At 72.5% G+C, this 12346-nt stretch carries 13 protein-coding genes; 8 read left to right on the forward strand and 5 right to left on the reverse strand.

Annotated features, from left to right (window positions below; genetic code table 11):
- Both ACWD5O_RS35650 and ACWD5O_RS35655 read right to left on the reverse strand, forming a co-directional pair.
- Positions 1-97, reverse strand: a 97-nt coding sequence (locus ACWD5O_RS35650) for a hypothetical protein (protein ID WP_450088023.1), incomplete at its 3' end; no start/stop codon positions are given.
- A 1-nt stretch (position 98) separates the two neighbouring features.
- Positions 99-428 carry a hypothetical protein gene (locus tag ACWD5O_RS35655; protein ID WP_109819350.1) on the reverse strand — a complete coding sequence of 110 codons (330 nt, stop codon included), beginning with the start codon at positions 426-428 and terminating at the stop codon, positions 99-101.
- A gap of 179 nt (positions 429-607) precedes the next feature.
- On the opposite strand from ACWD5O_RS35655, the gene lpdA reads away from it, so the two are divergent.
- Complete coding sequence (gene lpdA, locus ACWD5O_RS35660) at positions 608-1999, forward strand: dihydrolipoyl dehydrogenase (RefSeq protein WP_450088013.1); 1392 nt, start codon at positions 608-610, stop codon at positions 1997-1999.
- A gap of 67 nt (positions 2000-2066) precedes the next feature.
- On the forward strand, positions 2067-3917 hold the full coding sequence (sucB, locus tag ACWD5O_RS35665; RefSeq protein WP_450088014.1) for a 2-oxoglutarate dehydrogenase, E2 component, dihydrolipoamide succinyltransferase: 1851 nt from the start codon (positions 2067-2069) through the stop codon (positions 3915-3917).
- Positions 3918-4023: 106 nt separating this feature from the next.
- On the opposite strand, the gene ACWD5O_RS35670 is transcribed toward sucB, so the two are convergent.
- Positions 4024-4959 carry an SDR family NAD(P)-dependent oxidoreductase gene (locus ACWD5O_RS35670; protein ID WP_450088015.1) on the reverse strand — a complete coding sequence of 312 codons (936 nt, stop codon included), beginning with the start codon at positions 4957-4959 and terminating at the stop codon, positions 4024-4026.
- Between the two features lie 134 nt (positions 4960-5093).
- Between ACWD5O_RS35670 and ACWD5O_RS35675 the strand changes: the two genes are divergently transcribed.
- The 4 genes from ACWD5O_RS35675 (at position 5094) to ACWD5O_RS35690 (ending at position 8638) form a co-directional block, all read left to right on the forward strand.
- Positions 5094-5663: a TetR/AcrR family transcriptional regulator gene (locus tag ACWD5O_RS35675; protein ID WP_450088016.1), complete on the forward strand. Its 570-nt coding sequence runs from the start codon at positions 5094-5096 to the stop codon at positions 5661-5663.
- Positions 5664-5708: 45 nt separating this feature from the next.
- The gene (locus tag ACWD5O_RS35680) at positions 5709-7046 is read left to right on the forward strand and encodes a low temperature requirement protein A (RefSeq protein WP_450088017.1); all 1338 of its coding nucleotides are present in this window, start codon (positions 5709-5711) and stop codon (positions 7044-7046) included.
- A gap of 92 nt (positions 7047-7138) precedes the next feature.
- Positions 7139-7642, forward strand: a complete 504-nt coding sequence (locus ACWD5O_RS35685) for a hemerythrin domain-containing protein (RefSeq protein ID WP_450088018.1) — start codon at positions 7139-7141, stop codon at positions 7640-7642.
- A 72-nt stretch (positions 7643-7714) separates the two neighbouring features.
- Positions 7715-8638, forward strand: coding sequence for an LLM class flavin-dependent oxidoreductase (locus ACWD5O_RS35690; RefSeq protein WP_450088019.1), 924 nt, complete (start codon positions 7715-7717; stop codon positions 8636-8638).
- A gap of 27 nt (positions 8639-8665) precedes the next feature.
- On the opposite strand, the gene ACWD5O_RS35695 is transcribed toward ACWD5O_RS35690, so the two are convergent.
- On the reverse strand, positions 8666-9046 hold the full coding sequence (locus ACWD5O_RS35695; RefSeq protein ID WP_354965101.1) for a MerR family transcriptional regulator: 381 nt from the start codon (positions 9044-9046) through the stop codon (positions 8666-8668).
- A 55-nt stretch (positions 9047-9101) separates the two neighbouring features.
- On the opposite strand from ACWD5O_RS35695, the gene ACWD5O_RS35700 reads away from it, so the two are divergent.
- Positions 9102-10100: an aldo/keto reductase gene (locus ACWD5O_RS35700; RefSeq protein WP_450088020.1), complete on the forward strand. Its 999-nt coding sequence runs from the start codon at positions 9102-9104 to the stop codon at positions 10098-10100.
- Positions 10101-10130: 30 nt separating this feature from the next.
- Here the strand turns inward: ACWD5O_RS35700 and ACWD5O_RS35705 are convergent, their stop codons facing one another.
- Positions 10131-10973: an NmrA family NAD(P)-binding protein gene (locus tag ACWD5O_RS35705; protein WP_450088021.1), complete on the reverse strand. Its 843-nt coding sequence runs from the start codon at positions 10971-10973 to the stop codon at positions 10131-10133.
- Between the two features lie 320 nt (positions 10974-11293).
- Here ACWD5O_RS35705 and ACWD5O_RS35710 point away from each other — a divergent pair, with 320 nt between their 5' ends.
- Positions 11294-12193 (forward strand): TIGR01777 family oxidoreductase, encoded by a 900-nt coding sequence (locus tag ACWD5O_RS35710; RefSeq protein ID WP_450088022.1) that lies wholly within the window; start codon positions 11294-11296, stop codon positions 12191-12193.
- Positions 12194-12346 lie beyond the last annotated feature (153 nt).

The raw sequence follows: 12346 nt of genomic DNA on the forward strand, positions 1-12346 counted from the left end.
CGCCGCCGTCGACGATCCGCCCGTCCGCCGGAACCCGCCCACCCGGCCGGACCAGCACCACCACGCCGACCCGCAGCTCGGTTGCCCCTCCTTGCATCTCAGTACCGCTCGGGGCGGCGCTTGCGGCGCTCGTTGAAGTCGCGCATGCGCTGCGGGTAGCCCATCAGCCGGACGTCGTACACCGGGATGCCCATCCGGTACGCGAAGCGCCGCGCGCCGTCCGGGCCGTCGATGCGCCGGCGGGTCCACTCCCCGTCGTCGGCGATCAGGATGACCGTGGTCTCCGTCACCGTCGTCCGCGGTTCGATGTACGCCTCGACGCCGCGACGGCTCCGGATGAAGTTCTCGAGATGATCCAGATCACCGCGATCCGCCGCGCGGTCGTGGCTGGGCACACGCGCCTGTTTGCGGCGCCGGAACAACCCCACCGGACCTCTCCCCCACGCTCCGTCATCGACAACGGTGCCAAGGGTACGTGTCACCGACGTGTCGTTGGGCACCTCAGTACGCACCCTGTGCCCAGTGGTGACAAGATGACCGAGGTGGGGTGTGTCTGTAGTTGCCCCGCCGTGACCCCCGATGCAGTGACGCGACCTGGGAGTTGGACGTGAGCGAGCCGAACGACGCAACCTTCGACATTGTCATCCTCGGAGGTGGCAGCGGCGGCTACGCGGCGGCGCTGCGCGCCGCCCAACTGGACCTGTCCGTCGCGCTGATCGAGAAGGGCAAGCTGGGCGGCACCTGCCTGCACAACGGCTGCATCCCGACGAAGGCCCTGCTGCACGCCGCGGAGATCGCCGACCAGACCCGCGAGTCGGAGCAGTTCGGCGTAAAGGCCGAGCTGGTCGGGATCGACATGGCCGCGGTCAACTCGTACAAGGACGGCGTGGTCTCCCGCCTGTACAAGGGCCTGCAGGGCCTGGTGGGCGGCTCGAAGAACATCACCCTCGTGGCCGGCGCCGGCAAGCTGGTCGGCAAGAACGTGGTCGAGGTGGACGGCAAGCGCTACACCGGCCGCAACCTCGTGCTGGCCTCCGGCTCGTACGCCAAGAGCCTGCCGGGCCTGGAGGTCGACGGCGAGCGGATCATCACCAGCGACCACGCGCTGTCCATGGACCGGGTTCCGTCGTCGGTGATCGTGCTGGGTGGCGGCGTGATCGGCGTCGAGTTCGCCAGCGTGTGGAAGTCCTTCGGGGTGGACGTGACGATCGTCGAGGCGCTCCCCCGGCTGGTGGCCGCCGAGGACGAGGAGTCGTCGAAGGCGCTGGAGCGGGCGTTCCGCAAGCGGAAGATCAACTTCAAGGTCGGCAAGCCGTTCGAGAAGGTCGAGAAGACCGAGAAGGGCGTCAAGCTGACCATCCAGGGCGGCGAGACCGTCGAGGCCGAGCTGCTGCTCGTCGCCGTCGGTCGCGGCCCGAACACCGCCAACCTCGGGTACGAGGAGCAGGGCGTGAAGATGGATCGCGGCTACGTGCTGACCGACGAGCGGCTGCGCACCAGCGTGCCGAACGTCTACGCGGTCGGCGACATCGTGCCCGGCCTCCAGCTCGCGCACCGCGGCTTCCAGCAAGGCATCTTCGTCGCCGAGGAGATCGCCGGCCAGAACCCGGCCGTGATCGACGAGGCCGGCATCCCGCGGGTCACCTACTCCGACCCGGAGCTGGCGTCGGTGGGTCTGACCGAGGCGAAGGCCAAGGAGCAGTACGGCGCCGACAAGGTCAAGACGTACAACTACAACCTGGGTGGCAACGGCAAGAGCCAGATCCTCAAGACCACCGGCTTCGTGAAGCTGGTCCGGGTCGCCGACGGCCCGGTGGTCGGCGTGCACATGGTCGGTGCCCGGATGGGTGAGCTGGTCGGTGAGGCGCAGCTCATCTACAACTGGGAGGCCTACCCGGCCGAGGTCGCCCAGCTCGTGCACGCCCACCCGACCCAGAGCGAGGCCCTGGGCGAGGCGCACATGGCCCTCGCCGGCAAGTCGCTGCACGCGCACGCCTGATCACCACAACCCGCGGCGTCCGGCGACGGGCGAAGATCCCACCAGGGGAATGAAGGAGTCTCAGAACATGCCGGTATCGGTCACCATGCCCCGGCTCGGCGAGAGCGTCACCGAGGGCACCGTCACTCGCTGGCTCAAGCAGGAGGGCGACACCGTCGAGGTCGACGAGCCACTGCTTGAGGTCTCGACCGACAAGGTCGACACCGAGATCCCGTCGCCCGCGGCGGGCGTGCTGAGCCGGATCGTGGTCGGCGAGGACGAGACCGCGGAGGTCGGCAGCGAGCTGGCCGTCATCGCGGGTGAGGGCGAGTCGGCCGGTGGCGGCGAGGCCGCCCCGCAGGAGCAGCAGCAGGCTCCGGCCGAGTCGGTCGAGCCGGCCACCGAGCCGACGGCCGCCGCTGAGGGCACCGCCGACCAGGTGGCCCAGGACGAGGCGCCGGCCCCGGCCGCCGCCGGTGCGGGCGAGGGCACCGCGGTGAAGATGCCGGCCCTGGGCGAGAGCGTCACCGAGGGTACGGTCACCCGCTGGCTCAAGCAGGTCGGCGAGACCATCGAGGTCGACGAGCCGCTGCTGGAGGTCTCCACCGACAAGGTGGACACCGAGATCCCGTCGCCGGTCGCCGGCACGGTGCTGGAGATCAAGGTCGCCGAGGACGAGACCGCCGCGGTCGGCGCCGACCTGGCGATCATCGGCGTTGCCGGTGCCGCCCCGGCGCAGGCGAAGCCCGAGCCGAAGCCCGAGCCGAAGCCCGAACCGAAGGCGGAGGCCAAGCCGGCGCCCAAGGCCGAGCCGAAGCCGGAGCCGAAGGTCGAGGAGCCCACCCCGGGCGTGTCGTACAACGAGCCGTCCGCGGAGGCCGAGACCTCGGCGCAGCCGGTGAAGGCCGAGCAGGCCGCACAGCCGGCCGCGCCGACCCCGACGCCGCGGCGCCCGTCCGCTCCCGCCCCGGATGGCGGCGAGGAGGCCGCCGGGTACGTCACGCCGCTGGTGCGCAAGCTGGCCAGCGAGCACGGCGTCGAGCTGTCCTCGCTCAACGGCACCGGCGTGGGTGGCCGGATCCGCAAGCAGGACGTGCTGGAGGCCGCCGAGAAGGCCAAGGCGGCGAAGGCCGCCCCGGCTCCGACGGCGCAGCCGGCCGCCGCCCCGTCGGCGGCCCCGGCGAAGCCGGCCGCGAAGCCGCAGCCGAGCGGCAAGCGGGGGACCACCGAGAAGCTCACCCGGATCCGCAAGGCCATCGCCACGCGGATGCAGGAGTCGCTGCACGAGATGGCGCAGCTCACCACGGTGATCGAGGTGGACGTCACCAGGATCGCGAAGCTGCGGACGCAGGCGAAGGACTCCTTCCAGCAGCGACACGGTGTGAAGCTGTCCTTCCTGCCGTTCTTCGCCCTCGCGGCCGTCGAGGCTCTGCAGACGTACCCGATCGTCAACGCCCGGATGGACCTGGACGGCGGGACGATCACGTACCCGGACGCGGAGCACCTGGGCATCGCCGTGGACACCGAGCGCGGTCTGCTGGTGCCGGTCATCCACAACGCCGGCGACCTCAACCTGGGCGGCATCGCCAAGCGGGTCGCGGACCTCGCCGAGCGGACCCGGACCAACAAGATCAGCCCGGATGAGATCGCCGGGGCGACCTTCACGCTGACCAACACGGGCAGCCGGGGCGCGCTCTTCGACACCCCGATCGTGCCGTCGCCGCAGTCGGCGATGCTCGGCACGGGTGCCGTGGTCAAGCGGCCGGTCGTGGTCAACGACCCGGAGCTCGGCGAGGTCGTCGCGGTCCGGTCGATGGTCTACCTGGCCCTGTCCTACGACCACCGGCTGATCGACGGCGCCGACGCCGCCCGCTTCCTGGCCGCGGTCAAGGAGCGGCTGGAGGCCGGCAACTTCGAGTCGGAGCTGGGCCTGGCCTGATCACCGAGCCAGTCGGAAAGGGCGCCCCGGTCATCGACCGGGGCGCCCTTTTCGTCGTTCGAGGGCGGAGCGCCGGTCGGGGCGGACCCCGGCCGACGCTGCGCGCTCAGCCCTTGAGCAGCGCGGTCGAGACCTGCCAGAGCCGTTCAGCGGCCTCCGGGTCCAGCGCGTACGGGGCGACGCCGCGCCGCTCTCCGGGCACCACCGGGCCAGCCTCCTGGCAGTCCTCGAAGTACCGCCCGCCGGCCCCGTCGATCAGCGGTGAGGCGGCGACCAGCACCGAGGTGGCGGCGCCCTGCTCGACGGTCTTCCAGGCCGCCGCGTTGCCCGAGCGAATCCGGTTCAGTTCGTCCTCGCTGACGTAGCGCTGGAGGTTGGTCTGGATCGCGCCGGGCATCAGCGAGTTGGCGACGATGCCGTCGTCGGCCCAGAGCCGGGTCGCCTCCACGGCGAAGAGCACGTTCGCCGTCTTCGACTGTCCGTACGCCTGCCACGGCTCGTACGGCCGGCGCTCGTACTGGATGTCCTCGAAGACCACCGGCGAGCGCAGGTGGGCGGCGGAGCTGACCGACGCGATGCGGGCGCCGTCGGCGGCGGACAGCGCGGGGCGCAGCCCGGTGGCGAGCGCGAAGTGCCCCAGGTGGTTGGTGGCGAACTGCATCTCCCAGCCCTGCGGGGTCCGCATCTCGGGCGCGGCCATGATGCCGGCGTTGTTCACCAGCATGTGCAGCGGGCCGTCCCAGTTGGCCACGAAGTCGGCGACCGAGCCCTGGTCGGCGAGGTCGAGCGGGGCGACCAGGATCTGGTCGTTGCCGGTGCTGGCGGTGATGTCGTCGGCGGTGCGCTGCCCGGCGTCGGTGTTGCGTACGGCCAGGGTGACCTGCGCGCCGGCGCTGGCCAGGGCGCGGGCGGTCTCGGTGCCGATGCCGGACGACCCGCCGGTGACGATCGCCCGCCGGCCGCCGAGGTCCACGCCCTGGATCACGTCCATGGCGGTGGAGTCATGGGTGAACGGGGTGGTGATCGGGGTGCTCGTCGTCATGATCCATCCTTGTTCGGGTGGGGCGGGCCGACCCGGCCCGCCGCTACGATGGAAGCGGAGGATCCTCCGCTACGTCCGAGACTAACCGGAGCTTCCTCCGGATACCACTGGCCCGCACCAGCGAGGGAGGACGTGTGCCGGAGATCAGTCCCCGCCCGCTGCGGGCGGATGCCCTGCGCAACCGCGAGCGACTGCTGGAGGCCGCGATCCAGGCGTTTTCCCGCCCCGGGCCGGAGGTAACGCTCGACGGCATCGCCCGGGAGGCCGGGGTGGGCATCGGCACCCTCTATCGCCACTTCCCCACCCGCGAGGCGCTGATCGAGGCGGCGTACCGCAACGAACTGGGCAAACTCTGCGACGCCGCGCCGGACCTGCTCGATCACCTACCGCCGGACCGGGCGCTACGGGGTTGGATGTCCCGGTTCATCGACTACCTCGCCACCAAGCGCGGAATGGCCGACGCCCTGCGCCTGGTGATCGCCGCCGGCGCCAACCCGTACGCGCAGAGCCGGGACCGGCTGCTGGAGGCGCTCGACCGACTGCTGAGCGCGGGCGCCGCGGCCGGCACCGTACGGGCCGATGTCGACACCCCAGACGTGCTGGCCAGCCTCAGCGGGATCTCGCTGGCGGCCGCCGAGCGCGTCCAGGCCGAGCGGCTGCTCGACCTGTTGATGGACGGTCTGCGGCACCACCGGCCGGGCTGACCCGTTCCGGCCTCGGGCCGGGCTGGACGCTGCCAGAGTGGGATCGTGGGCGGCTACCGACGGCGTGGGCGACTGGGGCCCGCCGTCCCGATCGCCCCCGGTGCCCGGGTGGACAAGTTCGAGGTCTTCTTCGATCTGGTCTTCGTCTTCTCGTTCTTCATCATCACCCGGGCGACCGCCGCGAACATCTCCGGCCGGCAGCTCCTGCACGCCGGTCTGGTGCTCGCCGTGCTCTGGTGGATCTGGGTGGTGCACAGCCTGGTCGCCACCCGGGTCCGGCTCGGCGAGGGTTACGTGCCGGTGCTCATGGTGATCGCGATGGCCGCCCTGTTCGCGTTCGCGCTGGCGCTGCCGCAGGCGTTCAGCGACCCGAAACGCGGGGCCGCCGGCCCGATGCTGGTGGCCATCAGCTACGTCGTGGTCCGGGGCATCCACATGATCTTGTATCAACATGTGGTGCGGGACAGCCCGCAGGAGCGCCGACAGCTACGCCGGTTCGCCCCGGAGCTGGCGGCGAGCATCGTCCTGTTGCTGGCCGCCGCGCTGGTGCCGCCACTGATCGCCGATCCCGCTCAGGCCGCGATGGTCCGCGACGCCCTGTGGATCACCGTGGTGCTGGTCCAGTACGCCACCGGCTTCATCGTCGGCACCTGGGGCTGGGGGGTCACCAGCGCCGAGCATTGGACGGAACGCTACGACCTCATCCTGATCATCGCGCTGGGCGAGTCGGTGATCTCCGTGGGCGTCGGCGGCAACCTGCTCGTCGGCAAGCCGGTCACCTGGCCGGCGGTGGCCGCCGCCTCGCTCGGGATCTTCTTCACCGCCGCCCTGTGGTGGGCGCACTTCGACTTCATCGGCCCGGCCGCCCGGATCGCCCTGCACGCGGCCGAGGGTGGCCCCCGGGTGGCGATGGCCCGCGACGCGTACGCCTACCTCTACCTGCCGATGATCGCTGCGGTGATCCTCTTCTCCATCGGCAGCGAGGAAATCCTGCACCAGATCACCGACCCGGCCGGCGGACCAGCGCAACGAATCGACGGGCCCGCCGTGCCGTTGCTCTTCGGCGGGGTGATCTGCTATTTCGCCGCCAATCTGCTGTTCCAGCTGCGCACCCTGCACACCATCACCTGGACCCGGATCGGCGTGCTGGTGGTGCTGACGGCGGCCCTGCCGGTCGGGCAGCACCTTCCGGCGCTGGGCGCGCTCACCCTTCTCACCGCGATCTGCGTCGCGCTGGTGGCCGTCGAGGTGCTGGTGATGTCGGAGTCGCGGCACGCGCTGCGGGCCGCCGTCTTTGAGGAAAGGACCGTCCACGAGGCCCACGAGGCCGACTTCCGGGCCAGCTGGCACCTCAAGGAACCCGACGAGCCGACCACGCCGTGACCCCGTCGGGATACGCTACGGCTCAGCGTCGCGGTGCACCCGGCACGAAGGCCGCCGTGGGCATGGAGACGCGGGGACAGCATGGGACGAACGTGCACCCGAGCACTTCATCGGCCGACCGGCTCGCCGCCGTCGGCAATCAGATGATCGAAATCCACCTCTGGCTCGGCGCGGAGCTGGCCCGCCTCCGGGCGAGCCTCGACGCCGACGGCCTCGGCGAGGCCCGCCCCTCGCGGGACCTGCGGGCCCACTGCCTGACCTTCTGCGCCGCGCTCGGCCGGCACCACACCGGTGAGGACGCCGGCGCGTTCCGGCTGCTGGCCGACGAGGTCCCCGAGCTGCGCCCGGTCCTGGCCAACCTGATCACCGACCACGAGGTGGTCGCGGGGATCCTGGGCCGGGTCGAGGAGCTGCTGGGCGATCCCGCGCCCGTGCCGGTGGCCCACCTGCGTGCCGAGCTGGACGGGCTTGCCGCGTTGCTGGAGTCGCACTTCCGGTACGAGGAGAAGAGGCTGGTCACCGCGCTGAACGCGCTCACCGGCCGGCCGGGGACGGTCGAGGAACTCCTCGGCCTGACCGCGCCGCCCGTCGGCTGATGCCTTTCTCCCCTCGGCAGAACCGGCCTTCCGCACTGGCCACGAGGCCCCGCTGGACGGCAGGCTGGGGCCATGGTCACCTTCTCGATCCAGGCGAGCCCGTCCGACGCCGCCAGCTGGTGCGAGCTGGCCCGCCGGGCCGAGTCGGCCGGCTACGACGCGCTGCTGGTCGGCGACCACCCGGGCGTGGTCGCCGCGCCGTTCGTCGCGCTGGCCGCCGCCGCGTCGGTCACCTCGACGCTCGGGCTCGGCTCGTACGTCACCAACGCCGGCGTCCGGGAGCCGGCGCTGCTCGCCACCGACGTGGCGACCCTCGACCTGGTCTCCGGCGGGCGGGCCCGGCTCGCCATCGGCGCCGGCCACACCCCGGTCGAGTGGCGGGCGGTGGGGCGGAAGCGCCCGGACGTCGCCGGCCGGGTACGCCGCTGCATCGCGGTGGCCGAGGCGGTCCGGGCCCTACTGGCCGGCGAGGAGGTCACGGTCGACTCCGCCGACCTGGCGGTGCACGCCGCGCGACTGGACCGGCCCCGACCGGTGCAGCCGCGGATCCCGTTGACGGTGGGCACGGCCAACACCGACCTGCTGCGCTGGGCCGGGGCACACGCCGACGTGGTCGGGCTCAGCGGCTTCGGTCGTACTCTCGCCGACGGCCACGGCCACGACGTGCGCTGGCGCGCCGCGGAGATCGACGCGCAACTGGCCGCGATCGCTGCCGGCGCGGCCGGGCGGGACGCCCCGCCCGCGCTGGAGGCGCTGGTGCAGCGGGTCGTGGTGGGCGACGGTGCGGCGGCCGCCGCCGCGCAGACCGCCGGGGAGACCGGCCTGACCGTCGACGAGCTGCTCGCCACCCCGTTCGTGCTGATCGGCACCGCCGACGAGATCGTCGCGGCGGTGGCCGCGCACCGGCGGCGCTGGGGCGTGACCCGCTACGTGGTGCGGGCCGACGCGCTCGATCCGCTGGCCCCGCTGCTGCCCCGGCTGGCCGCCATCACCTGAGCGCCCGCGCGCACCGGCCGGGGTGGCCTACCCGCCCTCCGAGCCCGAGCCGGGCAGTTGCTCGTAGAAGCGGATCTTCTCCCGGAGGTGGTCGTACTGGCGCTGGAGCAGGCGCATCTGCTCCTCGACCTGCGTGGCGTGCCGTTGCAGCAGCTCCCGCCGGTCGTCGGCGGTGTGCTCGCCCTCCCGGGCCAGCTGCGCGTAGCGGCACATCTGGGCGATCGGCATGCCGGTGTCGCGCAGGCAACGGAACAACACCAGCCAGCCGAGGTCGTCGTCGGTGAAGACGCGCTGGCCGCCCGACGTCCGACTCACGTCGGCGAGCAGGCCGATCTTCTCGTAGTACCGCAGGGTGTCCAGGCTGAAGCCGCTGCGCCGGGCGGCCTCCGAGGGGGCGTAACCGGTCATGCCCGAGATGGTAGTGGTTGACCTGGAGCGCACTCCAGGTTGGAGGCTGGGGCGCATGACGACGACACGGAAGCTCGGACGCAGCGGCATCGAGGTGAGCGCGATCGGGATGGGGTGCTGGGCGATCGGCGGCCCGCTCTGGGGCGACGGTGGGCAGCCGTTCGGCTGGGGCGAGGTGGACGACGACGAGTCGATCCGCACCATCCACCGCGCGCTCGACCTCGGGGTGACTCTGTTCGACACGGCCAGCAACTACGGCGCCGGGCACAGCGAGCGGATCCTCGGCCGGGCCCTGGCCGGTCGCCGGGACGGCGCGGTGATCGCCACGAAGTTCGGCAACGTCAGCGAGGAGGCCACCCGTCGGGCGCTCGGCACTGACGCCAGCCCGGCCTTCGCGGTGCGCAGCCTGGAGGATTCGCTGCGCCGGCTCGGCACCGACCACGTCGACCTCTACCAGCTGCACATCAACGAGCTGCCGGTGCCCGCCGCGCTCGACCTGATCGACACCCTGGAGGGCCTGGTCGCCCAGGGCAAGATCCGGGCGTACGGCTGGAGCACCGACGACCCGGGCTCGGCGGAGGCGTTCGCGGCGGCGGGCGTGCACTGCGCCGCCATCCAGCACGACGAGTCGGTGCTGCGGGACAACGCGGCCGTCCTGGCGGTCTGCGACAGCCACGACCTGGCCAGCCTCAACCGCGGCCCGCTGGCGATGGGGCTGCTCACCGGATCGACGCGGGCGGTCGGCGCGGACGACGTACGTGGCCGGGCGCCCGAGTGGCTGCAGTGGTTCACCGACGGCCGGCCGACGCCGCGCTGGGCGGCCCGGGTCGACCAGGTCCGCGCGGCGCTCACCGCCGACGGGCGCACCCTGGCCCAGGGAGCGCTCGGCTGGCTGCTGGCCCGCAGCCCGCGTACGGTGCCCATCCCCGGTCTGCGCACGGTGGCGCAGGCCGAGGAGAACCTGGCGACCCTGGCGCTCGGCCCGCTGAGCGTCGAGGCGTACACCGAGGTGGAGCGGCTGCTGGCAGACCTGCGTCCGGCCCACGCGGCCTGACCATCGGGTCGGTCCCCGCCCCGGGCGCCGTCAGCGGAAGTCGTCCGCGTGCTCGGCGGCCCACTGCCGGAACGTGCGCCCGGGGCGTCCGGTCACCTGCTCGACGTCCGGGGCGACCCAGCCGTTGCCGTCGGGATACCGCCCCATCTCCAGGAACCACTCGATCACCTCGGCGGGGTAGTGGTCCTTCCAGTGCTCGCGGGCCTGCGCCGGGGTCAGCTCGTCGAGCCGCACCGGACGGCCGATCGCGTCACTGATCATCCGGACCGCGTCCCGGCGGCGGACCGGCTCCGGCCCGGTCGGCTGGTACACCCGCCCGGAGTGGCCGTCCTCGGTGAGTGCCACCAGGATGACCGCGGCGATGTCCGCCTCGTGGACCAACGCGCTGTTCCAGTCCCCGAACGGCGCCCGCACCACCCCCTCGGCCCGGATGCCGGCCGCCCAGTCCCGGGTGTTCGCCATGAACTCGCCGGGGAAGACGTGCGTCCACTCCAGGCCCGAGTTCTCGATGGCCCGGTGCAGGGGACGGTGGGGCGCCTCGATCGGGTCGTCGTCCGCCCGGCTCGGATCGTTGTGGCCGAGGTGGGTGACCCGGCGGACGCCGGCCTGCCGGGCCAGCTCCAGGATCTCCGCACCGGTGGTCAGCGGCCCGTACCCGTCCATCGCGACCAGGTGCATGCGCGTCACGCCGCGCAGCGCCGGGGCCAGCGTGTGCGGCCGCGCGAAGTCACCCGCCAACACCTCCACACCGGGGGGCAGTGCGGCGGTCGCCGGGTTGCGGGTCAGCGCGCGTACGTCGTGGCCGGCGGCCACCAGTTGCCGGACCAGGCTGCCTCCGACGGTCCCGGTCGCTCCGGTCACCAGGATCGGCATGGTTCCTCCTCACGGTCGCCCGACGGCGGGCATGGTGCGACGACCCCCTATCGGGGGCGCATTCGGATGACTCATGGTCGACCGAGTACGCGCCCGAGAGCAATCATGAACACCGCATTCACGTTCGCTCTGACCTGCGGAGACGTGTCCGGCGCAGGATGTGCGCCGCAGCTTTTTTCGACGCCTGAAACGCCCGCTGACCTGCGTTTTCGCTACCGGCGGCGGGAACCGCGCAGATTTCTTCGCCGGGGGCGCTCCGCAGCCGGTGACGTCGGCCGCGCCACGCATCCGCCGGCGGCATTCTGGGCGAAGATGTGGGCATGCGGATCCTTCTGGCCGGCGCGTCCGGCTTCCTCGGCACCCGGCTGGTTGCCCGACTCGCGGCCGACGGGCACCAGGTCACCCGGCTGGTCCGTCGGCCGCCGCGCGATCCGCAGGAGCGACGGTGGGACCCCGCCGCCGGGCAGCTCGACCCGGCCGCGGTCGCCGGGTCGGACGCCGTGGTCAACCTGGCCGGCGCGGGCGTCGGGGACAAGCGTTGGAACGACGACTACCGGCGGTTGATCCGCACCAGCAGGGTGGACAGCACCACCACGCTGGCGACCACCCTCGCCGACCTGCCCGCCGCCGATCGGCCCCGGGTGTTGCTCAACCCCTCGGCCGTGGGTTGGTACGGCAACACCGGCGACCGCGTGGTCGAGGAGGACGCGCCGGCCGGCGACGGCTTCCTGGCCGACGTCTGCCGGGTCTGGGAGGCCGCGACCCGGCCGGCGGAGGATGCCGGGGTACGCGTGGTGCGGCTGCGCGTCGGCCTGCCGCTGCACCGCGACGGCGGGATGCTGAAACCGCAGCTGCTGCCGATGCGGCTGGGTGTCTCCGGCCCACTGGGCGGCGGCCGGCAGTGGTGGCCCTGGATCTCGATGGCCGACTGGCTGCGGGCGGCCCTCTTCCTGCTCGACTCCGATGACATCGCCGGACCCGTCAACCTGGTCGGCCCGGCCCCCGCGACCAACGCGGAGTTCACCCGGGAGCTCGCCCGGCAGCTGCACCGCCCAGCGATCATGCCCATCCCGGCGCTGGCGCTGAAGGTGGTGCTCGGCGGCTTCGCCCACGAGGCCCTCACCAGCACCCGCGTCCTGCCGGCCGTGCTGACCCGTGCCGGCTTCACCTACCACCACCCCGACCTGCCCAGCGCCCTACACGCCGCGCTCACCGAGTAACCCCCACGGCGCGTCGATCATGAAGTTATTGCCACGACACGCCGAGGCGGCTGGCAATACACCGATGCCCGACGAGGCGCCGGTGACGACGGCGCGCTGCCCGGTGAGGTCGACGCCGGCGACGACGACGCCCGCGGTGGAACGGGCGTCGAA

Source organism: Micromonospora sp. NPDC005161, from assembly GCF_053599855.1.

Bases quoted from the DNA above. Each gene is read 5' to 3' on its own strand.
- sucB (WP_450088014.1), top strand. From the start codon at position 2,067: ATGCCGGTATCGGTCACCATGCCCCGGCTCGGCGAGAGCGTCACCGAG.
- ACWD5O_RS35670 (WP_450088015.1), bottom strand. From the start codon at position 4,959: ATGACGACGAGCACCCCGATCACCACCCCGTTCACCCATGACTCCACC.
- ACWD5O_RS35690 (WP_450088019.1), top strand. From the start codon at position 7,715: ATGGTCACCTTCTCGATCCAGGCGAGCCCGTCCGACGCCGCCAGCTGG.
- ACWD5O_RS35695 (WP_354965101.1), bottom strand. From the start codon at position 9,046: ATGACCGGTTACGCCCCCTCGGAGGCCGCCCGGCGCAGCGGCTTCAGC.
- ACWD5O_RS35700 (WP_450088020.1), top strand. From the start codon at position 9,102: ATGACGACGACACGGAAGCTCGGACGCAGCGGCATCGAGGTGAGCGCG.
- ACWD5O_RS35705 (WP_450088021.1), bottom strand. From the start codon at position 10,973: ATGCCGATCCTGGTGACCGGAGCGACCGGGACCGTCGGAGGCAGCCTG.
- ACWD5O_RS35710 (WP_450088022.1), top strand. From the start codon at position 11,294: ATGCGGATCCTTCTGGCCGGCGCGTCCGGCTTCCTCGGCACCCGGCTG.